Here is a 26,970-nt window from a genome sequence, read left to right on the forward strand (position 1 = left end):
GGACATGAGCAACGGACCTCAGGAATCGCCAGCCTGGCACGTCTGCGCGGCATCAACGTTCGCACGCACCGCACTGGAAGCGAGGACGTAGCAGACCGGGCCGGTGCGCATCGGCAGCGGCCCTTCTGGACGGTCTGGCCGGAATCGTCGAACCCGGCACCGGTCGGCGCCGCCTCGACTCAGACAGCCTTGGTGCCCGGAGGAAGCGACGCGGCGCAGCGACCGCGTCCGGCGAAAGCTGAGAAGGCTCGCGCGGCCACAGCCAAGGGGCACAGGGAAAACGGAGGCCGCATACATGATAAAATCATCTATGTTGAAAAATACATAGTGACACGGTTCCTATGACTATGTCAAAAAAAACATAGTCATTCCGCGTGCGCATCGACGCAATCAAGGAGCGAATGCGAGTGAGTGATTTGAAGGAAGCCAAGGCAAGCAAGGCGAAACCACTGAAAAATGTTCTCCTCGCCGGGCTATATAACCAGCCGCGTTCGGGCTATGAAATGACCAAATGGCTGCAGATGGCGGGCCAGCATTGCTGGTCGGTTGAGCACAGCTCCGTGTACCCTGCTTTGCGCGAGCTGGAGAAGGACGGACTCATCAAATCGGAACGCGCGCCGGGAACGCGCGGACCGGAACGCTCGATCTACAGCGTGACCGACGCTGGACGGGAGGAGCTGACGGCCTGGGTGGCCAATGGTTCTCCGCGCCCGGCCATCAAGGACGAACAGATACTGCGGGTGTTATGTTTCGATTTACTGCCGCGCGAGACAGCGCTACAGCAGATTCGTGCGGTGCGCGCGGATCATCAGGCCCAGCTTGAATTCTTTCTCGAAAGGCAGGCCGTGCTGACCGAGCATCAGCTGGGACCGCTGTTGGTCACGCGCCGCGGCGTGTTGGCGGAACAGGCGTATATCGCGTGGTGTGACGAGGTGGCGGAAATGATTGCTCGCAGGCCAACCTGATCCCGGCCGAATTCAGGTCGGCGCGCAGCGGGAATCTGCCCAAAGGAAGCACCAGGCGAGGGAGGCGCTATCATCCTCGACGATGGCGCGCGGTGCACCCAGGTAGACAAACAGACTGTGTGTCTCCGCAGCGATGCTTCGCAACCGGTGCGAGTTCGTTAGGGTGTCACGGACGGGCATTCTCGACGGATGCGGGGAGGAAGATGAAGCTACGCTCGTCGCCGCCGGCGAGGAAAATCCGTTAGCGTCGTTGAAGCCAACGTTCGATCTACCGAGTCACCGCCGCTTCGTGGCTGATTTGCGTACGTGGAGATCGACGGATTGTCGACCTCATTGAAGCGTAATGTCGAACGAACGAACGGGCGGCCGGGGGCGGAAGTTTGACGTCAAGCCGTAACGGACCTTCAACCTTCCCCAAAGCAGTCACTCCCAATTCGGCAATGATGTGGTTGCCAGCTCGCTCACGATCGGCTCATCTTCCGCATCGACGACAAGCACGACAGTCTGTCCAACCATGTAGTAGCTGTTCAAGCGCTCATAGTTCACTTTCCCTAGCTCTCCGTGCAACTCGATTCGCGAACTGTTCTCCTCAAGCCACAATTCGCATCCGCGCCATGTGGGATCAGAGTTGTCGAATTCCGCCGGGACAGCGGAGTAATGTGTCGTGACTTCAACACTTTCGTCGACTAAGTAAAGGCCGGCAACGCTTTGTTCGAAGTGGATCCGCAGTCCACCGACGCAAACACGATCGCGCCATACGTAACGGTCAACCGTCAAACTACGGCCCTTCGCGGTCAACTCAAAACCCGGCCAGTCGCCTCTTAAAAGCTGTCCCAGTGGTTTCCACGGTCTGTACATGGTGCAATTTGCGTTCTTTAAGGATCGGGTAGGGCTGTCGATCCGCGGGTAGCGAAACGGCGGGCGGTCGATTGTGGATGATCTGGGCAGCAGTGTCGAATGTCTCCATGCCGATAGCACTCGTTCGAGAACGCTATGCAGAGCATTCGTTGTTATCCTCAATGGCTGCTCGCTGGTATCTGATGTGAACGCGTACTACCGGCCATGTGCGGTCACTCGACAGCTCACCTAGGCTGACATTAGAGGTCTGCTATCACCCGCTTCCCGCCTGTCGACTTCCAAACATGCGCCCGGTTTCATTCACTCTGCGCGATCGACGTCGCTCCAGGTCGTCATCTTCCTTTATGGAAAGTTTGCGTTGCCATTTTCTGATACGGTAAGTACCGCGTTGCCGTGTGAAGGAAGATGTTTGCAATCTTTTGAATGCTGAGATCCTAACTCGCGAGGTAGGCATGGCAGATCAAGACGATGTGAATTCGACCCGCAGGCTCCTCACTGTGCTCGGCGGGATGTTGCCGGTGGCCTATGCGTCGGTGGCTGCGGTGCCTCAGATGGCTATCGCCGCAGACTCGAAAGGCAACCCAACAAAGGGCTCAAGTTCTAATGCGCCGCCAGCGGCGTCGGAAATCCTGCCTCCCCCGGGAATCGCGATGCATCCGGAATATGCTCAAGTCATCGCCCGGATGGCCTATGTATGGGGTTGGCCGATGGTCAACATGCTCAACCGGAACGCACGCATCACACAGGCGCCGCATCCTGGCCTGCTCAACGGCGTGCTACCCGCAGCGCCGCGCGGCCAAGTGGCCATGCTGCACGACTACATCGATCCGGCCGAAACTTTCGTGACCTGTCCGAACCAGGACGTGGTCTATGGTCTCGGCTTCTTCTCGCTCGACGAAGAGCCGGTGGTCGCGCAGGTCCCCGATTTCGGTGACCGCTTCTGGGTTTATGCCCTGTACGATGCCCGCACCAATCAGTTCGGCCATCTCGGCAAGCCCTATGAAACAAGCCGTGGCTTCTACCTGCTCGTGGGTCCGAACTGGAAAGGCAGCAAGCCTGCCGGCATCACGGACATCGTTCGCTGCCCGACCGCGCTCGCCAACGCGATTCCTCGCGTGTTCCAGAACGATACGCCGGAGGACAAGAAAGCCATCCAGCCGGTGATTAATCAAGTCGTGTTCTATCCGTTAAAGCAGTTCGACGGGCGGATGAAGACGATCGATTGGCTCCATGCCCCGGTCATCACACCGCCTTCGCAGGACACTGGAGGCGACAGCGGCGGCGGCGGTGAAACGAAGTGGGTCATTCCCGAGAAGTTCTTCGATCAGTTTAGCCAGGTGCTTGACACCGTACCGCCGCTCGCAGGCGAAGAGGCGCTTTACGCGCAATTCCGCTCGCTGATGGAAGTAGCGAACCGCGACCCTGACGTCAAGAAGGTGCTCGTCTCGACGGCGGCCGACACCGAACGCGATGTGATTGGGCCGTTTTTCGAATGGCGGCGCAACGGTGTGCCAGCCGGCAACAACTGGAGCCGCTCAACGAACAATGCGCAGACCGGGTTCGACTACTTTGACCGTACGGGCACGGCCAAGTCAAACATGTTCGACAATCGCCCCACGGAAACGCAGTACTTCTACACGGATCTCGACGCGTCCGGGACACAGCTGAACGGCGCGAACATCTACGAGATCGTTTTCGCGAAGGGCGAAGAGCCGCCCGTCAACGGCTTCTGGTCGCTCACGCTCTATAACGAGAAGCATCTCTTTCACGCGAACGACCTCAAGCGCTATTCGCTCGGCACCAAGAGCAAGAATCTGAAGCGCAACGCCGATGGCTCGCTCACGCTCTATGCGGGTGCGAAGTCGCCGGGCGCGGACAAGGAATCAAACTGGCTGCCCGCGCCTGCTGGTACGTTCTCGCTCTATATCCGGTCCTATTGGGGCAAGGAGCAGATACTCAACGGTACGTGGAAGCCGCCTCAAATTCGAAAAGCAGCTTGAGATGATTCGAAGGCCGCCGTTGAAGCGAAATCGGCGTCAACGGCAGTTTCGACACGGCGTATGGCGGCTCAAACTCCTACAAGGAACATTGAGTAAATACGGCCACGAAAGGCCGCTTCGGGTCGGCAAGACTCACTCATCGATAGTGAAAAGTGTCGTTCGCCGACGCCAGGTTACGAATGGCAGCAAACCAGCCTGGAGCCGACGCACGGCTCCCATCGCCGAACGTCGGCAATGGCCGAGATGTTTGCATAGCACCTGCAGCGGGATTCGCACGCGGACCAACCATTTGCGTGCCAGTTCCGTGCAATGGGCAACCGCAACAATTGGCGGCCGCGATGTGAATGTCCCCTTCGACCATCTGTTCGGGCTCCAAACATCCGACGGAGGATGCACGTTTCGCGCAACTCAGAGCTTTTGATGGCCCCTGAGACCGGACAAATGCCTCCTGCGCAGACATCGCCGACTCCTGCCCTATGAAAAGAAAGTAAGCACATTCATTCTGCATTCCTGGTTGATTGACTCATCCAACCATCGAAAGTCGCAGTACGTTCGACACGCAAGTCAATTTGCTCCAGTTGATGTCCGCCAGCAACGGCGCGGGTAACAGGCCGACTTTTCATGCTGTGGAGAATCACGGGGGCACAATCTTGTCGAAATGCCACGTTTTCACGAAAGCAAGCCCCATTTTTGCTCCTAGCAACAAACCCTAACCCCCGACAGCCGCACCGCGCGTAACCCAACACCCGCCCTACATCCCTTTCAGCAAGACTACCAATATCCCAAATCGGCACGCACGGCTTGCCGGTTTCGGCGTTGGCCCGATTTTTCGTCGATCTACAGTCGCCCCACACAACGTGAATCTCAACCGGAGGCGACATGAGAATAAGGCGACGAACCGCGTCCATCGCGGCGACGCTGTCATTTGCTGCTGCATGCATCGGCAGCGCGCACGCAATCGAAAAGCCCGAAGACCTGACCGTGCAGAAGCTGCCCGCGTGGCATCCGCATGAAGTGTTCGTCGTCGATATTTCGATGCCGTCGATGACGGACGCACGCGTCTACCTGTACGACGCCGATGCGAAGAAGCTGCTCGGCCAGATCGACGCCGGCTTTGCGCCGGGCTTCGCGATCTCGCCGGATCACAAGACGAGCTTCGTCTCGACCACGTACTTCGCGCGCGGCTCGCACGGCACGCGCACCGACGTCGTCGAACTGACCGACAACGCAACGCTCGATCACACGGGCGAAATCGTGATTCCGCCGAAGCACGGCCAGCATGTGCCGTCGCCGTACAACACCACATTCAGCGCGGACGGCAAGCGTCTGTACGTGACGAACATCACGCCCGCCGCATCGGTGACGGTGATCGACGTCGCATCGAAGAAGGTGCTGTCGGAGATCGACATGGCGGCCTGCGTGCTCGCGTTTCCGTCGGGTAACGACCGCTTCACGGGTCTGTGCGAAAGCGGCAAGGCGCTCACCGTGACGCTCGACGCGAACGGCAAGGAAACGAAGCGCGTCATGTCCGACGCGTTCATCGACGTCGACAAGGACCCCGCGTACATCAATGCGTCGCCGTATCAGGGCGCCTATCTGTTCACGACCTTCCACGGCATGGTGCGCACCGCCGACTTCCGCGGCGACAAGCCGGTGTTCGGCAAGCCGTGGTCGCTGCTGACGGACGCCGAGCGCGCCGAAGGCTGGCGTCCCGGCGGCTTGCAGCAGACGGCCGTGCAGGCGAAGCTGCATCGCTATTACGTCGCGATGCACAAGGGCGAAGACGGTTCGCACAAGGACCCCGGCACGGAAGTCTGGGTGTACGACCTGCAGACGAAAAAGCGCATCGCGCGCTGGGATCTGTCGCAGCAGAAGATCGACCCGATCGCATCGATCCAGGTCAGCGAAGACGACAAGCCGCTGTTCTACGGCATCACGGGCACGTCGGATCTCGTCGTGATGGATGCACGCACGGGCAAGCTGCAGCACGTCGAAAAGCAGGTCGGCAATACGTCGTCGCTGCTCGTCAATCCGTGAGGCCGACATGATGCTCGATCCTGTACTCGCGACGGGCGCGCAAGCCAGCACGGCGATTGTCGTGCTGCTCGGCGCCGTCGCCAAATGGCGGCGCCCTGCCGCGTTCCGTCAGGCGCTCGGCGACTACCGCCTGTTGCCCGACGCGTTGACGGCGCCCGCCGCCATCGCGATCACGGTAGCGGAAACGGTGGGCGCCGCCGCGCTGCTGTTCCCCGATACGCGCGTGATCGGCGCAATCGTGCTGGTCGCGTTGCTGCTCGCGTTCGCGGCGGGGCTCGCGTTCAACATCCTGCGTGGCCACACCGATATCGACTGCGGCTGCTCGGGCTTTGCCGCGACGCAAGCGGCAACGCAAGCAAATGCACCCCGCGGTATCGGCTGGTTCCATGTCGCGCGTGCCGTGTTGCTCGCCGCCCTCGCCGCCACCGCATTCATCGAACCCGCGACCCGTTCGATCGTGTGGTTCGACTACCTGACGCTCTTCTTCGCCGTGCTGCTGATCGTCTGCGCACTGCTCACTTTCGATGTGCTGCTGGCCAACGTGCCGCGCCTCTCTCACTTGAGGAATTCATGATGCAAACCGCTCTCACCGTTTCCACCGCGCTCCTGTGGATCGCCGTTCTCGCGCTCGGCGCGATCTGTCTCGCGCTGGTTCGCCAGGTCGGCATTCTGTACGAACGCATCATGCCCGCAGGCGCATTGATGATCGACAAGGGCCCCGCTGTCGGCGCAATCGCACCGACGTTCGAACTGTCCGATATTCGCGGCCAGAACGTGAAGGTTGGCGGTATGGACGCGCAAGGCAAGGCCACGCTGCTGTTCTTCCTGTCGCCGACGTGCCCCGTCTGCAAGAAGCTGCTGCCGCTGCTGCCTTCGCTGCAATCGAGCGAATCGTCGCCCGGCGAAACCACGCCCGTGAACATCGTGCTCGCCAGCGACGGCGATCTCGCCGAACACCAGCGCTTCGCGCAGAAGCAGAACCTCGACCGCTTCCCGTATGTGCTCTCGCAGGAACTGGGCATGGCGTATCAGATCGGCAAGCTGCCGTATGCCGTGCTGCTCGACGACAGCGGCAAGGTGCGCGCGAAGGGTCTCGTCAACACGCGCGAGCATCTGGAAAGCCTGTTCGAAGCGAAGGAACGCGGCGTCGCGTCGCTGCAGGAGTTCGTGCACGGCGATCATCGCCACGAGCAGCACGAGCAACACGCATAAGTGCCGAACCGATAACAACCTGAGCGGAGAACAATCACATGGGCGTTTTTGATTCATTGTTCGAGAAGTCGGCGCGCAGCGTCGCGCAGCGCAGTTCGCGGCGCAGCGCGATGGCGAAGCTCGGCAAGGTGCTGGTCGGCTCGGCAATGTTGCCGCTGCTGCCCGTCGATCGCACGGCATATGCAGCCGATGCGGCTTCGGCTGCGTCGGGCGCATCAGGCACTGCGGCATCGGGCGCCAGCGACGATCCGATGAGCTGCGATTACTGGAAGTACTGCGCGATCGACGGCTGGCTTTGCAGCTGCTGCGGCGGCACGTCGAGCAGCTGCCCGCCGGGCACGACGCCCTCGCCCATCACGTGGATCGGCACCTGCCGCAATCCGCACGACGGCACCGACTACATCGTCTCGTACAACGACTGCTGCGGCAAAACCTCGTGCGGCAAGTGCTTCTGCAACCGCAACGAACGCGAGAAGCCGCTCTACAAGCTGTCGCTCGACAACGACATCAACTGGTGTATGGCGAACGGCAATTCGAACTATCACTGTTCGGTTTCGGTCCTGCTTGGAGCAGCAAAGCAATGAAAATGAATCACGCTGAAACAATCGCGGCCGCCTGCCTTGCGGCGGCTGCGTCGTTGGCGATGCCCGGCGTCGCACATGCGCAGAACGTGCACTACCCCGCCGGCAAGAGCATGTTCGACGCGCAGTGCGCCGTGTGCCATCAGGCAGGTGGCAAGGGCCAGGACGGACTCGCGCCGCCGCTGACCGAGTATCCGGGCAAGTACTCGACCACGGCGCCGGGCCGCGCGCAACTGACATCGACCGTGGTGCACGGCATGTTCGGCGAGATCAAGGTTCACGACAAGAGCTACAACTTCAAGATGCCGAGCTTCGCAAGCGCAAGCGACGAAGACCTGGCGCAGGTGTTGAACTACGTCGTATTCGATCTGAACGCGCAGCACGGCGATGCGAAGCCATTCACCGCCGCCGACATCAAGGCGGCCCGCGCGCAGAGCACGGACAGCTCAGCTGTCCATTCGCAACGCGCCGTCGTCATCAAAGGACTCGGCCTATGAACGCCGCCCGCGTGTCTCGTGCCGGCGACCGCGTGTCCACGCATCAGCCCGCGCGCGGCGCGCGCGCGGCTTCAGCGGCCACGCTGTGGATCAACGCAACGCGGCGCATGTCGATGCTGCTCATCGCGTGCGCCGCGACGGTCGCGCCGCCCTCGCCTGCCAATGCGCAAAGCAGCGCCGACGCTTCGCTCGCGCAGCAGCACTGGGTGCTCAACTGCATGGGCTGTCACACGGCAACGGGTGGCGGCATTCCCGGCAAGGTGCCGCCGCTCGCGCACTCGCTTGGCTACTTCGAGCATCTGCCAGCCGGGCGCGAGTACGTGATGCGTGTGCCGGGCGCATCGAACTCGGCGCTCTCCGATCAGGAACTCGCTGACGTGCTGAACTGGCTGATGACGACGATGAACCACGAAGCGTTGCCGAAAGACTTCAAGCCCTACACAGCCGCTGAAGTCTCCGCCCACCGCCGCCCCGCTTACTCCGATGTCGCGACCGTACGCGCCGGACTGATCCGCGATCTGCACGAGCGCGGCATCAAGGGCGTCGCGGACCGCTACTGAACATCCCCAATCAAAGGAATCGAACATGGAGACGAACAACACCTTCCCGCTGCTCGCCGCAACGCAAGCGTTCATCGCGAAGACGAAGAAGATGCTGATCGGCGCGGAGTGGACGGATGCATCGTCGGGCCGCACGATCGACGTCGTGAATCCCGCCGACGGCAGCGTGCTCACGCGCGTGCCCGAAGCGAACGAGCACGACGTGCAGCAAGCCGCCGCCGCTGCACGCCGCGCATTCGACGCCGGCCCGTGGCGCACGATGAAGACCACCGACCGCGAACGTCTGCTGCTCAAGCTTGCCGATCTCGTCGAAGCGAATGCGCGCGAGCTCGCGGAAATCGAATCGCTCGACAACGGCAAACCCGTGATGGTCGCGCAAGGTCTCGATGTGTCGATGACCGCGCAATGCTTCCGCTACATGGCGGGCTGGGCGACGAAGATCGAAGGCAGCGTGATCGATGCGGGCATGCCGTACATGCCGGACAGCGAAGTGTTTGCCTACACGCGCAAGGAACCCGTCGGCGTAGTCGGCGCGATCATTCCGTGGAATTTCCCGCTGCTGATGGCCGCCTGGAAGCTCGCGCCTGCGCTCGCGACCGGCTGCACCGTCGTACTGAAACCCGCTGAAGACACGCCGCTCACCGCGCTGCGCCTTGGCGAACTGATCCGCGAGGCGGGTTATCCGGAAGGCGTCGTCAACATCGTCACGGGTTATGGACATACGGCGGGCGCGGCGCTGTCGCGCGATCCGCGCATCGACAAGATCGCGTTCACGGGTTCGACGCAGACGGGCAAGCTGATCGGTCACGCGGCGCTCGACAACATGACGCGCATGTCGCTCGAACTGGGTGGCAAGTCGCCCGTGATCGTGCTGCCCGACGTCGATATCGACAAGGCTGCGCAGGGCGTCGCCAACGCGATCTTCTTCAACTCGGGCCAGGTGTGCACGGCGGGCTCGCGCGTCTATATCCACAGCAAGGTATTCGACAAGGTGATCGACGGTGTCGCGCAGATTGCGAAGAGCCTGAAGGTCGGCGCGGGCATGGACCCGTCGACGCTGATCGGCCCGCTCGTGTCCGCGAAACAGCGCGAGCGCGTGTGCGGCTATATCGACTCGGGCTTCTCGGAAGGCGCGCGCGCCGCTGCGGGCGGCAAGCTCATCGACAAGCCGGGCTTCTTCGTCGAGCCGACTGTGATGGTCGATACGAACCATACGATGCGCGTGGTGCGCGAAGAGATTTTCGGGCCGGTGCTGGTCGCGATGCCCTTCGACGATATCGACAGCGCTGTGCAACTCGCCAACGACACGCCGTATGGTCTCGGCGCGAGCATCTGGTCGAACGACATGTCGGCGGTACACAAGCTGATTCCGCGTATCGCAGCGGGCACGGTGTGGGTCAATTGCCATTCGCTGCTCGACAACGCGATGCCGTTCGGCGGCATGAAGCAATCGGGCTTTGGCCGCGAGCTGGGACGCGCGGTCATCGACCAGTACACGGAAAGCAAGTCCGTGATGATCAATTACGCGTAAGCGGCCGCACGCTGCATTGCCCATCGGCAAGGCAGCCGGATCGCACGCGCGCACAGCAGACGCACAAGACAAAGGGGAAGAGACATGAAACATCGGACGACGCCGCGCACCATCGCGGCGGCGGTGGCCGCGCTCGCCGGCGCACTGGCGACGATCGCGACGCCCGGCATTGCGCACGCGGAGAGCAGCGTGACGTTATACGGCGATGTCGACGCGGGCATCACGTACACGAACAATCAGCAGGTCACGCATGCGGACGGCAGTGTCGGCGGTGGACACAATTTTCAGTTCACGGGCGGCAACTCCGCGCCTTCGCGTTTCGGGCTGACGGGCAGTGAAGACATTGGCGGCGGCACGTCGGTGACCTTCAAGCTCGAAAACAGCTTCTTTACGGGGAGCGGTAGTTTCGTGCAGGGCGGCACGCTGTTCAACCAGAATGCGTGGGTCGGCCTGACCAACGAGAATTACGGCACGCTGACATTCGGCCGCCAGTTCGACTCGTACACGAATGCGTTGGCGCCGTACGCTTCGAGCAATGCGTGGGCTACGTTGTATGGCTCCCATATCGGCGATGTCGATAATCTGAATGCCGCGCTTAATCTGAACAATGCAGTGCAGTATGTGAGTCCTACGATTGCGGGCTTTTCCGTGAGCGGCACGTATTCGCTGGGCGGCGTAGCGGGTGATTTTTCGCAGAAGCGTGGCTGGGCCGTTTCAGCGAGCTATAACAATGCGCCGTTCTCGTTCGGCGTCGGTTATCTCGATCTGAACAATCCGCTCGATGCTGCGTTGGGTGGTGAGCAGGGTTATATCGGCGATTTCGCGTGTTCGAATCCGACTGCGATGTATTGCGAGTTGCAGAATGCGCATTCGTTGAAGGCAGTGGGTGTTGGCGGTTCGTACGCGTTCGGAGCGGCGACTTTCGGCCTCGTTTATACCCACACGAAGCTCGACGATAGCCAGTATTTTGCAAGCGCCACACTGCCGCAAGGCGCGGATGTGCGGTTCGATATCGTCGAGGTGAATGCGACTTATGCGTTGTCGCCGGCTTTAACGCTGGGTGCGGCGTATATCTATAACTCGATGAAAACCGATGTTAGCGGGTCGCCGAAATTTCATCAGGTCAATCTTGGGGCGACGTATAGCTTGTCGAAGCGGACGACGTTGTATGCGGTTGGGATTTTTCAGAAAGCCGCTGGCAGTGGGATTGGGACGGATCCTGTCACCGGACAGAGCGTGAATTATGCGCAGATTCCTAATCTGCCGAATTCCACTACAGATAAGCAGGTGTCTGTGACTGTTGGGCTGAAGCATAACTTCTGAGTTTTTTTTGTCTGCGACGGCGGGGGGTTTGGTAGCCTTTTCGCTGGCATTCGCGGGTTGCCGGTTTGGTTTGGTTTGGTTTGCTTGTGTTTGCGCTGGCATCCGCGTAATGACGTACCCCTTCACGCGTCGCCCCTGTGCGGGGCGGCACCTACTTTTCTTTGCCGCCGCAAAGAAAAGTAGGCAAAAGAAAGCGGCTCACACCGCCAGCACGTGTCCTTATCCACGGGCCCCCAACGTCCCCACACTTCACACGGCAGCATTTCTGTTCGCGTGCGTTGCCAACGCTTCAAATGAGCGCCTCCCCCACTTCAAATACCCGTACCAAGGCAAGCGTCAGCAAATGGTATGCGCCCCCCAGGTGGCAAACTGTGTGTAGGTTGTCGCGGCGTAAAGGGTAGCGCTCTTACAGCGTGGAACACTTGCGCTATCGGTCCGGAGTGAGGCGTGTGGAGTACTTTGGCCTACACACTGTTTGCCACCTGGGCGGCCGTGGACTATCTGGCACGGCATGCTGTAGTGGGGGAACGTGAAGTAGGTGAGGCGCACCGCAAGAGCGCTGGCAACGAGCATGTATGACGTGATTGCCGTATGAAGCATAAGAACCTTTGGGGGCCCTCAGGCGAATACTAGAACTGGCGGTGTTAGCCGCTTTCTTTTGCCTACTTTTCTTTGCGGCGGCAAAGAAAAGTAGGTGCCGCCCCGCACAGGGGCAACGCTTGCAAACCAATAACATCACGCGGATGCCAGCGCAAACACAAGCAAGCCACCCCAACCCACCCGCGCCGCAAAGGCAAAAAACCCACCCCCTTACCGCATCAACTCATCAAAACTCACGAGCAACCGCTCGATATCCGGAGAATGAATATCCCCCATAGTAGAAATGCGGAAAAGCTCCTTAGACAGCCCACCCTGCCCGGCATAAATAACAAAGCCGCGCGCTTTCAGCGCATCATGCAACCGCTCATAAGAAACGCCGTCAGGCAACTTATAAGCCCGCAGCACGACAGAAGACTCAGCGGCTGGCAAAGCGCTCCCAATACCACGCGCAAAAAGCCCCTCACGAGCCTGCTCGGCCAGAGCCAGATACCGCGCATGCCGCGCCCGCCATCCACCTTCCTCATCGAGCTCGCGCAGCGCCTCGACAAGCGCATAGTAAGCATGCACGGAAGGCGTAAACGGCGTATTCCGCTGATCCTGCAAACTGGCAAGACGCACAAGCCCGAGGTAATAAGTCCGGCTCGCAGCAGCCGCCAACGCATCCCGCCGCACGATAACAAAAGCAGCCCCCGGCACACCATGCAAACACTTGTTCGCGGTCGCTGCAACAGCCGCAATCGTGCCTTCGGCAAAATCGATCTCTTCCGCACCGAAGCTGCTCACACCGTCGACCAGCATCTTCACGTTGCGCTCGCGGCAAACCGATGCCAGCGCCTTCAGATCGTTCAGACGCCCCGTCGTCGTCTCATGATGAATCACGGCAACATGCGTAATCGCCTCATCGGCATCCAGCGCAGCCGCAACGCGCGCCAGATCAGGCGCCTGCATCCACTCATGCTTGACGATGCTATGCGCAATGCGATACTGCGCCGCGATCTGCGAAATACGCTCGCCATACACACCGTTCTCGACGATCAGCAACTTGCCGTTCTCCGGCACGAGCGCCGCGATCATGCTCTCGACAGCCGCCGTCCCCGAGCCCGTCATCAACACAGCGCTCCACTGCGCGGGATCGAGATCGTACAGCTTGACGAGACGCGCGCGCGCTTCGTCCTGCAGGTCGAAAAACTCGCTTTCGCGATGACACAAGTCCGTTTGCAGCAGGCTATTACGCACGCGCTCCGTCAGCGTGACGGGGCCTGGATTCATTAGCAGCATCAACGTGCTCCTTCGTTCGAGCCGGAAGTGGCGATGTGGCGCATCAGGCGCGTCTTCACATCGGGCGGCGTAATGGTCGGGCGCGGCAGGCCGTCCGGCGTGCCGCGGCGGATCGCGATGCGCACGAAGCGCGGGCCGTCGGCAGGCGGCGATGCGAACAGTTCGTCGATCAGGCCCACGTCATCGCCTTCGACCGCGGACGCATAGCCGCACGCCGCCGCGACGCCCGCGAACGACACCTGCGGCGACACGGTCGACTGGCCGCCCGTCGAATCGTGCGCGCCGTTGTCGAGCAGAATGTGCGTGAGATTCGACGGACCATACGCGCCCAACGTTGCGAACACGCCCATGCGCATCAGCGCCGCGCCGTCGCCGTCGAGCGCGACCACGTGCAGGTCCGGCCGCGTCAGCGCGAGGCCCAGCGCGAACGGCGTAATACAGCCCATCGAGCCGACCATGTACAACTGGTTCGGCCGGTCGTCGATCGCGTAAAGCTCGCGGCCGCAGAATCCCGTCGATGCAAGCACGACTGTCGAATTCAACGGCGTATGGGCGATCACACGCTGCAACGCTTCATGACGCGTCGGCAATGCGTCGGCTGCGACTGCGCGCGACACATCACGCGCGGCGCGCACTTCGCGTTTCGTTACGCGGCCCGAGTCCTTCAGTTCGTACGGCGCGACGCTGCCCTTCTGCATCACCAGCGCGTACGGCCGGCCCGTCGCATCCATGTGCGCGATCGCGCGGTCCAGCGCGGGGCCGATCGCTTCCGCTTCCGTCGGGAACGTCTCCCACGGAATCTCCATCGTGTCGAGCATCGCCGGCGTGATGGGGCCCATCAATTGATGCTGCGGCTCATCCGCGACGCCGGGCTGGCCGCGCCACGTGACGATCAGCAACTGCGGCAGACGGAACGTCCACGTCAGCGACGTGAGCGGGCTCACCGCATTGCCGAGGCCCGAGTTCTGCATCATCGTCACGCCGCGACGACCGTTCTGCGCACCCAACGTCACGCCCGCGATGAACGCAACGGCATCGCCTTCGTTCGCCGCCGACACGTAATGCAGCTTCGGATCCTGCAACACGTAGTTGATGAACGGCGTCAGATACGAGCACGGCACGCCCGCATACCAGTCGAAGCCGCGCTCGCGCGCCGCCTCGACGAACTGTGCTGCCTCGATCATTGCGCCGCGCCTCCCGCTGCGTCGCTCTTCGCGAGCGGTGTCGCTTCGTGCGCGAAGTCGCCAGCACGACGGAAGTCTTCGAGGTCGTTCACGCCGCGCCAGTGGCCATGCACGTATTGCACTTCGATTTCTTCACCGGCTTCGATCAGCGCATTCAACAGCGCAGGCATATCGAGCGAATCGAAATCCGGGCGCGCGCGCAGCGTGTTCATCACGGCTTGCAGACGCTCGCGGCCCGCGCCGCGCACGTTCAGCAACCCGATCCAGCGGCCATTCGGCACTTCACCCTTCACGTCGGCTTCGTTGTTCGCGACGCGACGCAGCAGCACCTTGTTGCCGAACAGACCGCGATCGTCGGCCGCCGAGCACCACGCGAAATCGCGCACGCTCTGGTTCGTCGCGCCCGCTTCGGCAACCGTCGTCGAATCGACGACCACGCTGAACAGCGCTTCGCTATCCACCAGATCGCGCACGATGTAGCTGCGGAACAGCAGGTCGCCGTACGAGATCACGGTGTCGTTCTGCAAGCCGTCGACGGCGCACGCGAGCGACGCCAGTTCGCCCGTCTGCTCGTGACGTTCGTTGACGACGAGCTTGATGCCCGCCGTGTCGATCGCATCGGCACGATAGCCGCCCACCACCGTGATGTCGTTGACACCCTGCTTCTTGAACGCGTCGACGAGCCAGCGCAGCAGCGGCTTGCCCGCGATGGGCAGCATGACCTTCGGACGGTCCGTCGTCACGGCTTCGAGGCCTTTGCCGCGGCTCGCGGCGAGCACGACAGCCGAACCGGCCACGCGCGACGACGACAGATAACGCTCTTCCGCCACCGAGTACTCGTCGGCATCCTGCAGGCGGAAGATTTCGTTGACGGTCGCAATGCGGTCTTCGACGTTGACGAGTGTCTGGCTCTCGTAGATTTCCTTGACGACAGCCTGCATCGCGGAGGTCGCCGCGCGAATCTGATGGTTCGCCCAGATCACCGTGCTGATGCCCGCCTTGCGGAACACTTCCGTCGGCGTGCTGTAGTACTTGGTCGGCACGATCACCAGTGGACCGCGCCCTGCCCACTCACGTGCGAATTCGAGAATCTCGTCGGGACGCGACAGCTTGCTGTGAATCAGGATCGCGTCCGCGCCTGCCTGGCGATACGCTTCAGCACGCTTCAACGCTTCGTCCATGCCCCAGCCGGCGATCAGCGCTTCGACGCGCGCGACGATCGAGAAATGCTCGTCCGTCTGCGAGTCCTTGCCCGCCTTGATCTTGCCGCAGAACTCGTCGATATCGGCAAGCGGCTGCGCTTCGCCCTTGATGAAGCTGTTCGTCTTCGGGAACACCTTGTCTTCGATGCAGACGCCCGCAATGCCGCGCTGCTCCAGCTTGCGCACGAGGCGGCGCACGTTGTTGAAGTTGCCGTAGCCGGTGTCGCCGTCGAGCAGAATGGGCAGGTCGCTTGCGTCGGCCATGAATTCGAGCGTATCGACAACCTGCGTCCAGCTTGCTTCGTTGTTGTCGCGCACGCCGTATTGCGCGGAGATCGCAAGGCCCGAGCCCCAGATACCCTTGAAGCCGGCTTCGCGCGCAATGCGTGCAGAGATGCCGTTGTGCGCTTCCATCAGGAATTCGAGTTCGTTGCTGGTGAGCATCTGGCGCAGGCGTGCGCTGCGCGACAGGGTGGAAACGAAAGAGGGTTCGCGTGCGTTCATTTATGTGGCTCCTAGGTCGGCCCGAGTTAGCGCTTCAGCGCTTCATGCAAAGCCGGCCGCTGCAATTGCGGCAGGACTTCTCTGGTTGCTCGCGCAACGTCGTTGGGAAAATCGATTTCAATCCAGGGCAGGCCGGTGACATCGGCCGTATCGAATGCGTGGCTGCGCTCGAGCAGCAGGTCGCGCACGGCTTCTTCGTGCGGCAGGTTCGCGCGGCCGCTGTCGACATAGCCCGTGACGATCTCCGCAAAGCGCCGCGCAGCGGCCTCGGTGAAACGGAAGAAACCGACCGATTCGCCGATCGTGTCGTAGTCGAGGCCAACGGCCAGTTGCTTGCGCAATTCGACGGGCACGCCGTGTTTCAGGCAGAGCTTGACGGGTTCGTCGCCGGTTTCGAAGTCGCGGTCGATCAGCAGGCGGTTCGCGTGTTCGCCGGCGACGAGCGCGGCCAGCATGCGCTCGTCGTACAGCACGTCGGCGTCCATCAGCAGCACGTCGCCGCCGCGCGTGAGGGCATCGGCGACGGTGTGCACGGTCAGCACGCTGCCCAGATCGAAACGCGGATTCAGCTTGATCTCAGGCACCTTGCGGCCGGCGCGCGTCAGTTCGGCTTCGACCTGTTCCGGCTGGAAGCCGAGCGCAAGCACGACTTCATCGACACCGACGGCTTCGAGCATTTGCAGATGGCGCTCCAGCAGCGTGACCCCGTCGAAGCGCAACAGACATTTTGGAAACTGCTCCCCCGGCGGTTGCTGGAGTCGCAAGCCGAGGCCTGCGGCAAGAATGATCGCTCGCATTCGATTTCCAGGGAAAGATTTAAAGGTTTATTGGCTCTTTTATTCGGGCATTCAACGTGGCTTGCGCGCGGCGCGCGAAGGCGTCCCGGCGAGCCAAAAATGGCGACTATATCGGAATTGAGAACGGATTGCAGACCAGCCGGGCCGCTTTTGGCAATTGATGGAATTAGTTTGAAAAATGTGGTGATTTTGATTGAAATCGACGCTGATCCGGCTGTTTCAGCCGATGAAACGGTATGCTGCGTTTTCAGTAAATGGGAGGCACGGGTTTCATGAGCAAAGCAGCGGGCCGGTCAGTGACCATTGCGCCGGAGAAGCATCAGGCGCATCGATCGAAAGGCCAGAGGTATTTCAATTCGCTCGTCAAGCAGATCGAGAACCGGCGTGGACGGCTCGCGCAATGGGAAGCCTTCACGCCCGTCTTTCAGAAGAAATATGTCGACGTGCTGTTACCGCTGCGGCGAACTTCGTGGGACGCGCAGGTGAAGCTCCTTCATCGGCTCGACACGGTGCATGGCGATAAAGGCCTGAACGCCATCGATCGTCGAATGGTCTCGGAACTGATCGTCGACCTCGTGCAGCCGTTGCTTGGCCTTCACAACGACGATACGTTGCAGTCGATCTACGACCGGCATGCCCCAACCCGCGACGACGAGCAAGCCGAAATCGACTTCGAAAGCATGAAAGCGGAGATCGAAGACATGCTCGGCGTCGAACTCGAAGACGACGTGATTTCTCCACAAGAGTTCTTGAAGCGCGCGTCCGAAAAGTTCGCGGAACTGCGCGCGGAAGCCGCTGAAAAAGCACAGGCACGCGAGGAGCGTCGCGCGAAGCGCAAGAAGACGCCAAAGCAGCTCGCCGCCGAAGCGCGCAAGGAAGCGGCGAAGGCGGAAATCAGCCAGTCGCTGCGTGATGTCTATCGCAAGCTGGCGAGCGCGCTGCATCCCGATCGCGAGTCCGATCCCGAGGAGCGCGCACGTAAGACCGCGCTGATGCAACGGGTCAACGAGGCATACGCGAATCGCAAACTTCTGCAGCTACTGGAGTTGCAACTGGAACTCGAACATATCGACCAGAAAACAATCGACGGTATCAGCGAAGAAAAACTCGCGCACTATAACCAGGTATTGCGCGAGCAGCTCGGCGAACTGGATCGCGAACTCTCTGACGTTCAGCAAAAATTCAGAAGCGCTTTCGGCTTTCCCCGTGGACATCGCACAGCGCCTGAATTCGCCATGGAAGATCTCGACGACGAGATCGCGCAGCGCGTGCACATGGTGCAAGAGATCGAACACGATCTGCCCGTGTTCGACGACATCAGGAAAACGAAAGCCTGGTTGAAAGCGCTCAAGCGCCGCCAGCCCATCTGATTCCACGCAACGCCATCACCCAGGCTGGGCGCGCTCGCGCCCAGCTTCTCGTCATACCAATACGCGTTATGCCAATTACGGGTTTCCCCGCCTCCTGCAACCGTTTGCGGCGGTCGTAAACCCTGTCAGGCATTGCCTGTATCTGCCGCCATCGACCCCACACACAGCCCGAAGACCGCCACACGCAACCCCAGCCTCCGCAAGCAAAGCACACCATGACTCTGAACAAGAAACTCGCCTCGATGATCGCCATCCTGTGGATCGGCCTCGTTCTCATCGGCGCGTTCGGCGCGTGGCAAAGCCGCGCGTCGATGATCGCCGATCGCCGCGACCAGCTGACCACGCTCGTCGAGCAGGCCAATTCGATCGTCAACCGCTACTACACGCTGTCGCAGCAGCACGCGATGAGCGAAGCCGACGCGAAGAAGCAGGCGCTCGACACGCTGTCCGCGCTGCGCTACGGCACCGACGGCTATCTGTCCGTCAACGATTCGCAGCCCGTCATGCTGATGCATCCGTTCAAGGCGGCGCTGGTCGGCAAGAACCTGTCGGGCTTCACGGACCCGGCGGGCAACCATCTGTTCGTCGATATCGTCAACGCGGCGAACCAGGGCAAGGGTGGCTTCGTCGACTACCTGTGGTCGAAGCCGGGCAGCGACACGCCGGTGCCGAAGACCAGCTACGCGATGCGTTTCGCGCCGTGGGACTGGGTGCTCGTCACGGGCATGTACATGGACGACGTGCAGAAAGCCTTCTACGTCGATCTCGGACGCTGGCTCGTCATCACTTTCGTGCTCGGCGGCATCGCGACGCTCGTGATGGTGCTGGTGCTGCGCAGCGTGAAGCGCACGCTCGGCGGCGACCTCGAAGTGGCCGTCGAAGCGACCCAGCGGATTGCACGCGGCGATCTTGCGACGCCCGTCCCGCTCGCGCACAACGACCGCGCGAGCCTGCTGCATGCGCTGCACACGATGCAGAAGGGTCTCGTCGACACCGTCTCGCGCGTGCGCGCCGGCACCGAGAACATCAACGTCGGCGCAAGCGAAATCGCCGCAGGCAATACCGATCTCTCGCAACGCACGGAAGAGCAGGCGGCCGCGCTGGTGCAAACGGCATCGAGCATGGACCAGATGACGTCGAACGTGAAGCAGAACGCCGAAAGCGCCGCGACAGCCGCCGGGCTCGCGAGCGAAGCCGCCGACATCGCGAAGCGTGGCAGCCGCGTGGTCGACGACGTGGTCCGCACGATGGGCGACATCACGAGCAGCTCGAAGCAGATCGGCGACATCATCGGCGTGATCGACGGCATCGCTTTTCAGACCAACATCCTCGCGCTGAATGCCGCCGTCGAAGCGGCGCGCGCAGGCGAACAGGGCCGCGGCTTCGCGGTCGTCGCAGCGGAAGTGCGCAGCCTCGCGCAGCGCTCGGCAACGGCTGCGAAGGAAATCAAGGCGCTGATCGAAACGTCGACGGGCAGCGTCGAGGAAGGCGCGGCGCTCGTCGCGAACGCCGGTTCGACGATGGGCGAGATCGTCGCCTCCGTGCGTCGCGTGAACGAGATTCTCGAGGAAATCAGCCATGCGTCGCGCGAGCAGAGCGCGGGCATCGAGCAGGTGAACCGCGCCGTCGGCGAAATGGATCAGGTCACGCAGCAGAACGCGGCGCTCGTCGAGGAGGCAGCAGCGGCCGCCCATTCGCTGAAAGACCAGGTCGGCGGCCTGCGCGAGGCGATTTCGAGCTTCTCGCTGCCCGCCTGATCGAACGGTCCCACGCGGCAAACAATAAAAAGAAGGCGCTCATCGAGCGCCTCGTCAACACGCCGCGTCGGAGACGACGCATCAGTTGAACGGGCGACGGCCGCGGCTTTTTCAACGCGGCCCTGCAGCCTGCGTGCGCCGGATCACATTCGGCACGGCCTCTGAACGCCGCCCGTCAAGCAAAAACCTTGCGCGAAGCTCGCACCTAGATTACGTTCTTATTACAATCTGATCCACGTTCACTGTGGACCGGTTGTCAGAACGGCCGGCTTCGCCCTCATGATCCGCAAGAAAAATCACGATCCGTACGCGCCCGTCGCGAAAAATCCCGTCCTCGTCGCGCGCCTGCCCATGTGGCGCTCGAAGCTGATCGTGATCCTCGTGTTCGCGGCGTTCGCTGCGCTGATCGGCCGCGCGTTCTGGGTGCAGATCGTCAATCAGGACTTCTACGTCGAACAGGGGCAAAAGCGCTATCAGCGCACGATCGAGCTCGACGCGACGCGCGGGCGCATTGTCGACCGCAACGGCGCGATGCTGGCCGTCAGTCTCGCCACGTATGAAATCTGGGCGTCGCCAAAGCTGCTCGACGAAGCCGCCTGGCCGCCGCTGGCAAAGCTCCTCGACATGCCGCTTGCCGAGTTCACGCACCGCGTATCCGGCGACAAGAGCTTCGTGCTGCTCAAGCGCCAGGTCGATGCGGAAACGGCCACGCATATCGACAAACTCAATCTCGCGGGCATCACGCGCACTGCGGATTCGAAGCGCTTTTATCCCGAGGGGGAATCGGCGGCGCACGTGGTCGGCTTCACCGACATCGAGGACAACGGCCAGGAAGGCATCGAACTCGCGGCCAATGAACTGCTCACGGGCGAACCGGGCGAGCGCGAGGTGATCCGCGATCGGCTCGGGCGCGTGGTGTTGGACACGCGCCCGCTCACGCCCGCGCAACACGGCGCGACCGTTCATCTGACCGTCGACCGCCGCATCCAGCAACTCGCGTATGCGCAGCTCAAGGCGGCCGTCGCAAAGCATAGTGCGCAGGCGGGCAGCGTCGTCGTGCTCGATGCGCGCAGCGGCGAGATTCTCGCGCTCGCGAACTATCCGAGCTTCGATCCGAACGACCGCTCGCGGCTCACGGGCCGCCAGTTGCGCAACCGCGCCGTCGTCGATACGTTCGAGCCCGGCTCGACGATCAAGCCGCTGGTAGTCGCGCTGTCGCTCGACCGGGGGCTGGTGCGGCCCGGCACGATGATCGACACGGCGCCCGGCTGGTACAAGATCGGCCCGAGCGTCATCCACGACACGTCGAATCACGGACGCATGACGATTGCGGAAGCGTTGCAGAAGTCGAGCAATATCGCGCTCGCCAAGCTCGCGCTGAACCTGCCCGCCGAAACCATCTGGAACAAGTATCAGGAGTACGGACTGGGCCGCGCACCGGAGCTGACGTTTCCGGGCGTCGCGGCGGGCCGCGTGCGTCCGTTCGCGCGCTGGCGGCCCATCGAGCAGGCGACGATGGCCTACGGATACGGCCTGTCGGCATCGCTGCTGCAGATCGCGCAGGTCTACACGGCGTACGCGGGCGACGGTACGCTGCACCCCGCCACGCTGCTGATCGATCCCACGCGCGCCGCGTCGGACGGCCAGCGTGTGACGACACCCGCAACGGCTGCCGCGATCCGCTCGATGCTCGAAATGGCGACCAGCGAAGGCGGCACGGGACGCGCGGCAAATGTCGACGGCTACCGCATTGGCGGCAAGACGGGCACGGCGCGCAAGCAGGTTGGCGCGGGGTATGCGAAGGGCCGCTACCGGTCGCTGTTCGTCGGCATGGCGCCGATGAGCGATCCGCGCCTGGTCGTTGCCGTAATGATCGACGATCCTGCGGGGCGCGCGTTCTACGGCGGCACGGTGGCGGGTCCCGTATTCAGCGCGGTGACGGGCGGCTCGTTGCAACTGCTCGGCGTGCCGCCCGATGCGCCCGTGAAGACACCCGCTTCGGAAGTGGCACACGCGCCGGGCGTATAGCGCGGCAACTCACGCGCGGCGCTTTGCCAGCGCGCTCAGGTCGCGCGCGACGTCGTCCAGCACCGGTTGCCACTGCGCGAACTGGCGCTGCCGGTAGAGCGTGGCAGTCGGATACCACGGGCTGTCGCGCCGGTCGATCATCCACGTCCAGTACGGATTCACGTCGAGCAATACCCACGTGCGCCGACCGAGCGCGCCCGCCAGATGCGCCGCCGACGTGCATACGCTGATCACCAGATCGAGTTCGCTGACGAACGCCGCCGTGTCGTCGAAGCTGTGCCATTCGTGCGTGAAGTCGTGCATCGGGAGTCCCGCTGCGCGGGCCGCTTCGACATCGGCCGTTGCGCCGGGCTGCAGTGAATAAAACGCCACGCCGTCGATCTCGCGAAACGCCTTCGCATAACGCTCTGCGCCGACGCGCCGGAAACGGTTGCGTCCGTGATTCAGACTGCCCGTCCACGCAAGCCCGACCTTCAGTCGCTTTTCGTCCGAAAGACGCGTACGCCAGGCGTCGCGCAAGTCCGCGTCCGCGCGCAGGTAAGGCATTACGGGCGGGATCGATTCGATGCGCGTGTCCAGCATCAGCGGCGCGCTGACGAGCGGCAATTCGAAATCGAACGGCGGCAGTGCTTCGACCTCACGCGCGGTAGAAAACGCATCGATATGTTCGCCGAAACTGCGCGGCAACAACTCGCCCATTTGCGGAAACGCGTTCCACACGATGCGCCCGCCTTCACGATGCACGCGCTGCGCGAGCAGCGGCATGAATCGGCAAAACTGCAGCACGTCGCCCATGCCCTGCTCGCCCCACACCAGCAAGGTCTTGCCCTGCAGCGATTCGCCGCGCCACTGCGGCTTGCCGAACTGCGGACGCCCGTTCGTCAACATGCTGGCGGGATCGTTCCAGCGCGCCTCGTGCGCTTTCCAGCCTTCGGCATAGTTGCCGCGCAGCAGATGCAGCACGCCCAGCCCTGTGCGCAGCGATGCGTCATCGGGCGCGAGTTCAGATGCTGTAGCCGCATGCGTGAGCGCGTCATCCCAACGTTGCGCTTCCTTTAGCGCCTGCGCGAGATTGCTATGCGCCACGGCGCTGTTCGGGTCGAGTTCGACGGCGCGCCGCGCGGCCGCTAGCGCAGCGTCGAGATCGAGGCATGCGCGCCGCGCGCCCATCAGGTTGATCCACAGTGCGAAGTCCGATGGGTCCGCTGCGACGGCTGCTTCGAGCAATTGCCGTTCTTCGGCGGGATCGCCGCCCGTGCGGTTCAGCGCGATGGCGAGGTTCTTGCGCAATTGCGGAAACGCGGGGTCGATCGCAAGCGCGTGGCGATATGGCGCGAGCGCATCGCGATGCCGGTCCGCAATCTGCAGCGCGTACCCGAGACGCACGCTGGCCGCGGCGTTGTGCGGATCGAGTTGCGCAACGGTGTCGACGAGCTCGATGGCCGGTGCGATGTCTTGCTGTTCGAGCAGTTCAAGCATCAGCCGGTCGATCGACACGCTGTCCGTCGGGTGCAGACAGGACGCCGCTTCGAGCCACAACGCACGCGCGCGCACATCGCCTTCATGCTGCGCGGCGACGGCGCGGCGAAGGAAGATCAGGAATGGATCGAAGGTCGGCGACATGATGGCGAAGGGAACAGTTGACGATGCGCTGCGTCGATACGCACCTGGCGCGCCGAGCCGGACATTTTCTGGCTACGGGCGCGGCGTGTCGTAAAGAATCGTCAAGTGCCGACGCAATAGCGTCTGATCCCTGCGCCGCGCGCGGTCAATCGCGCTTCGTTTAAAGCCCTTCCACCCATCCCCGTCCAACACGATCCCACCCACCGATGTTCAGTGGCATGGCGCCCCGCGTCTTAAGCTTCGTTTAATTCTTTCCTGTGAAGATGCGGCCCAACATGCCCTCCAGATAGGGTTGTTGAGCCGCTACGTACCGGCGCGCTTTTTTATCCACCGGTGGGGCCTCCCCGACAGGAGACACGCGATGGTTGAAGACACGGTGTTCGAACATTTACGCGCGCTGCACGGCAACGCGCAGACGCTGACCATCCGCAGTTGCACCGTCTCGCCGCCGATGCAGCACCCTTGGGGCCGCTCGTACCGGCTCGTCGAATGGACCTTCAGGCACGACGTTGAATCCTTCCGACGCGTCGTGCCTGCCGAGAGCACGCCTCGTCAGATTGCCGAAGCCGTGATGTCGCACGTGCCGGGGCGGCGCTTCTGCCAGCCTGGCGGATAGCTTGCGCGCCGCACAGCGCAAGCCGCTCGATCTGCGTGCCGCGGGCGTTGAACGCCGGGTTGCCGTTTTTCATCACGCAGTCCTCCAGGCAGACATCGCCGGCCGTGTCTCGGCGGGCGGAAAGACATTCCAAGATCCGTCGTCGTGACGGAAAAAGAAAATCGACAGCAACCCGTTGGGGCGCACCGCCTCGACACACACGCAGCGGCGATGCATCTGCGTGCGGCAGAAGCGCACTACGCGCGCGGGCATCGCGGGCGTCGGTGCGAGCCATTTGTCGACGGCCCAGTGCAGTGTTTTTCCGGTCGGGCTCATGGTGGTCTCCTTCGCTTTGCTGACTGCTTTTACGGCATTTGACGTTTCGAACTTCAATCGCCGCTGTTCAATTGCGACGCTCATACTGCGTTAACAACGGAGCGGCCGATTTTCATCCGGTTGCCGACAAAAGCGCTGGCGAGGCACAGCAGAGCATGCATACCCGTGCGCGGATGCGTGAGGCAGGCATGGACCTGTTCGCTGCGGCTTTCGCCGAGCAGGCACCACGCGCAGAAGTGCTCGCAGTTGTTCGTCAGCAGGCGATAGTGGTTTTCGCCGAGGCGCGAGCGGGCGCGCAGCACGGTTTGTTCGGCGGTGTACTTCGGGAACGGATGCGGGCGGACGGCAACGGCGTGACCATCGGCGAAGGCTTCGAGCGCCACTTCTTCGACGGGGCCGCGATGGGCGGACTTCGCGAAACCTGCGTAGTGAATGACCTTGCCGCCACCGACGTAAATGCCGTGATGTTCGTAGCCGCGGCGTTGGGTGATCAGATGGGCACCGAGGGCGGGTTCGTCGCTGGAACCGTCGAGCACCACATCAGCCGATGCGTAAGCAGCCGCGCGGTTTGCACCTTGTTCATTGCGAGATTGTTGGAGGTTGCGGTTCATGGCTTTGCTCTGGTATCCGGTTCAAAAGGCCAACACTGTTGCCAGCTCTTTTGCATCATCCGGACCAGGCTTCTTAAGCCATTGATTTATCGCGATATTTCACGCCAAAGAGGTAGTTTGCGGTGGCGCTGTGTAGGGACACACCCAACAGAGTTTCAGGCTGATGTGTTGCGTGACCACCATCACTTTCAGCTTCCTGAGCCCGCGCATCGCGCGTTGAAAATGTGTTGGTTGCCCCGTCTTCTGCAAAGGCGCGCTGTTGGATCACTGCCAACGTCCACACGCGTACGCGCGCGACGCACGCACGCGCGTGTCCGCTTTATTCCAAGCCCAGCAAGGACGCACGAGAAAGCGCACCGACTCACGACAGATTGGCACAGCCCTTGCACGTCATAGCGCAACTTCCCTTGACTTCCGGCCGCGCAACGGGCGGCCATTCTGGAGACACGCCATGGCTTCCATCACCATCAGCGACCTCTCGCACAACCTCGCTCTCGATCGCAAGGCGATGTCCGCGATCAGCGGCGGCGGCGGTGCGCCGTGGGTATTCGGCTGGATCACGCCGTATGTGCACGACACGCCGAGCGTCGGACCCGTCGTAAACCTGTACGACATCACGAACAACTTCTATGCTGACCAGATGATCAATCAGTTCCAGAAGGTCGATGTGAACAACACCGGCAACAACTCGAACATCAACGTGTCCCCTGACGCGCGCAGCACGAACCTGGCTTAGATGCCGTGACCTGTACCAGTCAATTCCGGTGGGCATCGGCGGCGCGCACCGACACGGGCCGGGTTCGCGAGATCAATGAGGACGCCTGTCTCGATCAACCGCAGCGCGGCCGCTGGGCCGTGGCTGACGGCATGGGCGGGCACGACGTCGGCGATCTCGCGAGCCAGCTCGTGGTCGAAACGCTCGGCCAGTTGCCGGAACAGGCGGGCATCAAGCATTGCATCGCCGAAGCGCGCACGCGCCTGCAGGATGCGAACCGACAATTGCGCGACGAAGCGAGCCGCCGGCAGGTGCAGCGCATCGGCACGACCGTCGTCGTGCTGCTCGCGTGCGACCGCTTCTGCGGCTATCTCTGGGCGGGCGACAGCCGCATCTATCTGCTGCGGCAAGGGCAATTGCGGCAGTTGACGCGCGATCACAGCCAGGTGGAAGCGCTCCGGCAATCCGGTTATCTGACCGAGGAAGAAGCTCGCCATCATCCTGCGCACAACATCATCACGCGCGCGGTCGGTGCGACGGATCAACTGGAACTCGACGAAGACGCCATCGAAGTCGCGGACGGCGACGTGTTCCTGCTGTGCAGCGACGGCCTCAGCAATGAACTGACCAATGAAGAAATCCAGCAGACGCTCGCGAGTGTCGATTGTCTGCATGCGCCCGATGAACTCGTCGATATCGCGCTCTCGCGCGGCGGCCGTGACAACATCACGGCCGTGGTCGTGCAGGCAGAAGACCCGCACGCTTCAGACAAGACCTTGTTGAACCCGTCGCCCTGACACGCTTCA

At 62.2% G+C, this 26,970-nt stretch carries 25 protein-coding genes; 16 read left to right on the top strand and 9 right to left on the bottom strand.

What is annotated here, in order from left to right:
* The first annotated feature begins 401 nt into the window (after nt 1-401).
* Complete coding sequence (locus PPGU16_RS22215; RefSeq protein ID WP_180725178.1) at nt 402-965, top strand: PadR family transcriptional regulator; 564 nt, start codon at nt 402-404, stop codon at nt 963-965.
* 423 nt (nt 966-1,388) lie between these two features.
* Here the strand turns inward: PPGU16_RS22215 and PPGU16_RS22220 are convergent, their stop codons facing one another.
* A complete protein-coding gene (locus tag PPGU16_RS22220) occupies nt 1,389-1,823 on the bottom strand; it encodes a hypothetical protein (RefSeq protein WP_243460657.1) in 435 nt (144 codons plus the stop codon).
* Between the two features lie 452 nt (nt 1,824-2,275).
* Between PPGU16_RS22220 and PPGU16_RS22225 the strand changes: the two genes are divergently transcribed.
* The 9 genes from PPGU16_RS22225 to PPGU16_RS22265 all read left to right on the top strand — a co-directional run bounded on the left by PPGU16_RS22225 (nt 2,276) and on the right by PPGU16_RS22265 (nt 11,564).
* A complete protein-coding gene (locus tag PPGU16_RS22225) occupies nt 2,276-3,823 on the top strand; it encodes a DUF1254 domain-containing protein (protein WP_197986852.1) in 1,548 nt (515 codons plus the stop codon).
* 879 nt (nt 3,824-4,702) lie between these two features.
* Nucleotides 4,703-5,860 carry an amine dehydrogenase large subunit gene (locus tag PPGU16_RS22230; RefSeq protein WP_180724985.1) on the top strand — a complete coding sequence of 386 codons (1,158 nt, stop codon included), beginning with the start codon at nt 4,703-4,705 and terminating at the stop codon, nt 5,858-5,860.
* A 7-nt stretch (nt 5,861-5,867) separates the two neighbouring features.
* Nucleotides 5,868-6,434 carry a MauE/DoxX family redox-associated membrane protein gene (locus PPGU16_RS22235; protein WP_180724987.1) on the top strand — a complete coding sequence of 189 codons (567 nt, stop codon included), beginning with the start codon at nt 5,868-5,870 and terminating at the stop codon, nt 6,432-6,434.
* Nucleotides 6,431-7,072 carry a methylamine dehydrogenase accessory protein MauD gene (gene mauD, locus PPGU16_RS22240; protein ID WP_180724989.1) on the top strand — a complete coding sequence of 214 codons (642 nt, stop codon included), beginning with the start codon at nt 6,431-6,433 and terminating at the stop codon, nt 7,070-7,072. Before PPGU16_RS22235 ends, mauD begins: the two co-directional genes overlap by 4 nt.
* 38 nt (nt 7,073-7,110) lie before the next feature.
* Entirely contained in the window at nt 7,111-7,656 is a 546-nt protein-coding gene (locus PPGU16_RS22245) for a methylamine dehydrogenase light chain (protein WP_180724990.1), read from the top strand.
* Nucleotides 7,653-8,150 (top strand): c-type cytochrome, encoded by a 498-nt coding sequence (locus tag PPGU16_RS22250; protein WP_180724992.1) that lies wholly within the window; start codon nt 7,653-7,655, stop codon nt 8,148-8,150. Before PPGU16_RS22245 ends, PPGU16_RS22250 begins: the two co-directional genes overlap by 4 nt.
* A complete protein-coding gene (locus PPGU16_RS22255) occupies nt 8,147-8,710 on the top strand; it encodes a c-type cytochrome (protein WP_180724995.1) in 564 nt (187 codons plus the stop codon). Before PPGU16_RS22250 ends, PPGU16_RS22255 begins: the two co-directional genes overlap by 4 nt.
* Nucleotides 8,711-8,735: 25 nt before the next feature.
* Entirely contained in the window at nt 8,736-10,241 is a 1,506-nt protein-coding gene (locus PPGU16_RS22260; protein ID WP_180724997.1) for an aldehyde dehydrogenase family protein, read from the top strand.
* A gap of 84 nt (nt 10,242-10,325) precedes the next feature.
* Complete coding sequence (locus tag PPGU16_RS22265) at nt 10,326-11,564, top strand: porin (protein ID WP_180724999.1); 1,239 nt, start codon at nt 10,326-10,328, stop codon at nt 11,562-11,564.
* Between the two features lie 810 nt (nt 11,565-12,374).
* On the opposite strand, the gene PPGU16_RS22270 is transcribed toward PPGU16_RS22265, so the two are convergent.
* From PPGU16_RS22270 to PPGU16_RS22285, 4 genes are read right to left on the bottom strand one after another with little or no spacing between them, the layout of a single operon-like run.
* Nucleotides 12,375-13,442, bottom strand: a complete 1,068-nt coding sequence (locus tag PPGU16_RS22270; RefSeq protein WP_180725001.1) for a 2-aminoethylphosphonate aminotransferase — start codon at nt 13,440-13,442, stop codon at nt 12,375-12,377.
* A complete protein-coding gene (gene aepY, locus PPGU16_RS22275) occupies nt 13,442-14,626 on the bottom strand; it encodes a phosphonopyruvate decarboxylase (protein WP_180725003.1) in 1,185 nt (394 codons plus the stop codon). The genes PPGU16_RS22270 and aepY overlap by 1 nt, the downstream gene beginning before the upstream one ends.
* Nucleotides 14,623-16,332 carry a phosphoenolpyruvate mutase gene (gene aepX / locus PPGU16_RS22280; protein WP_180725005.1) on the bottom strand — a complete coding sequence of 570 codons (1,710 nt, stop codon included), beginning with the start codon at nt 16,330-16,332 and terminating at the stop codon, nt 14,623-14,625. Before aepX ends, aepY begins: the two co-directional genes overlap by 4 nt.
* Before the next feature lie 26 nt (nt 16,333-16,358).
* Nucleotides 16,359-17,129, bottom strand: a complete 771-nt coding sequence (locus PPGU16_RS22285; RefSeq protein WP_180725007.1) for a phosphocholine cytidylyltransferase family protein — start codon at nt 17,127-17,129, stop codon at nt 16,359-16,361.
* Nucleotides 17,130-17,401: 272 nt separating this feature from the next.
* Here PPGU16_RS22285 and PPGU16_RS22290 point away from each other — a divergent pair, with 272 nt between their 5' ends.
* From PPGU16_RS22290 to PPGU16_RS22300, 3 genes are all read left to right on the top strand, one after another.
* A complete protein-coding gene (locus PPGU16_RS22290; RefSeq protein ID WP_180725009.1) occupies nt 17,402-18,499 on the top strand; it encodes a J domain-containing protein in 1,098 nt (365 codons plus the stop codon).
* Between the two features lie 215 nt (nt 18,500-18,714).
* Nucleotides 18,715-20,256, top strand: coding sequence for a methyl-accepting chemotaxis protein (locus tag PPGU16_RS22295; protein ID WP_180725011.1), 1,542 nt, complete (start codon nt 18,715-18,717; stop codon nt 20,254-20,256).
* Between the two features lie 279 nt (nt 20,257-20,535).
* Nucleotides 20,536-22,284, top strand: a complete 1,749-nt coding sequence (locus tag PPGU16_RS22300; RefSeq protein ID WP_180725013.1) for a peptidoglycan D,D-transpeptidase FtsI family protein — start codon at nt 20,536-20,538, stop codon at nt 22,282-22,284.
* A 9-nt stretch (nt 22,285-22,293) separates the two neighbouring features.
* Here PPGU16_RS22300 and PPGU16_RS22305 read toward each other — a convergent pair whose 3' ends face one another.
* Nucleotides 22,294-23,907 carry a tetratricopeptide repeat protein gene (locus PPGU16_RS22305; protein WP_180725015.1) on the bottom strand — a complete coding sequence of 538 codons (1,614 nt, stop codon included), beginning with the start codon at nt 23,905-23,907 and terminating at the stop codon, nt 22,294-22,296.
* Between the two features lie 361 nt (nt 23,908-24,268).
* On the opposite strand from PPGU16_RS22305, the gene PPGU16_RS22310 reads away from it, so the two are divergent.
* Nucleotides 24,269-24,523, top strand: a complete 255-nt coding sequence (locus tag PPGU16_RS22310) for a DUF2866 domain-containing protein (RefSeq protein ID WP_180725017.1) — start codon at nt 24,269-24,271, stop codon at nt 24,521-24,523.
* 72 nt (nt 24,524-24,595) lie between these two features.
* On the opposite strand, the gene PPGU16_RS22315 is transcribed toward PPGU16_RS22310, so the two are convergent.
* The 3 genes from PPGU16_RS22315 to PPGU16_RS22325 all read right to left on the bottom strand — a co-directional run bounded on the left by PPGU16_RS22315 (nt 24,596) and on the right by PPGU16_RS22325 (nt 25,717).
* Entirely contained in the window at nt 24,596-24,838 is a 243-nt protein-coding gene (locus tag PPGU16_RS22315; RefSeq protein WP_036001582.1) for a hypothetical protein, read from the bottom strand.
* Between the two features lie 80 nt (nt 24,839-24,918).
* On the bottom strand, nt 24,919-25,449 hold the full coding sequence (locus tag PPGU16_RS22320; protein ID WP_042315226.1) for a lecithin retinol acyltransferase family protein: 531 nt from the start codon (nt 25,447-25,449) through the stop codon (nt 24,919-24,921).
* Between the two features lie 73 nt (nt 25,450-25,522).
* Nucleotides 25,523-25,717, bottom strand: a complete 195-nt coding sequence (locus tag PPGU16_RS22325; protein WP_207795231.1) for a hypothetical protein — start codon at nt 25,715-25,717, stop codon at nt 25,523-25,525.
* A 183-nt stretch (nt 25,718-25,900) separates the two neighbouring features.
* On the opposite strand from PPGU16_RS22325, the gene PPGU16_RS22330 reads away from it, so the two are divergent.
* Together PPGU16_RS22330 and PPGU16_RS22335 are read left to right on the top strand one after the other, a co-directional pair.
* Nucleotides 25,901-26,185 carry a hypothetical protein gene (locus tag PPGU16_RS22330; protein WP_180725020.1) on the top strand — a complete coding sequence of 95 codons (285 nt, stop codon included), beginning with the start codon at nt 25,901-25,903 and terminating at the stop codon, nt 26,183-26,185.
* Between the two features lie 5 nt (nt 26,186-26,190).
* Entirely contained in the window at nt 26,191-26,961 is a 771-nt protein-coding gene (locus PPGU16_RS22335; RefSeq protein ID WP_180725023.1) for a PP2C family protein-serine/threonine phosphatase, read from the top strand.
* Nucleotides 26,962-26,970: the final 9 nt, after the last annotated feature.

The sequence above is a fragment of the Paraburkholderia largidicola genome, from assembly GCF_013426895.1.
GTDB lineage: Bacteria > Pseudomonadota > Gammaproteobacteria > Burkholderiales > Burkholderiaceae > Paraburkholderia > Paraburkholderia largidicola.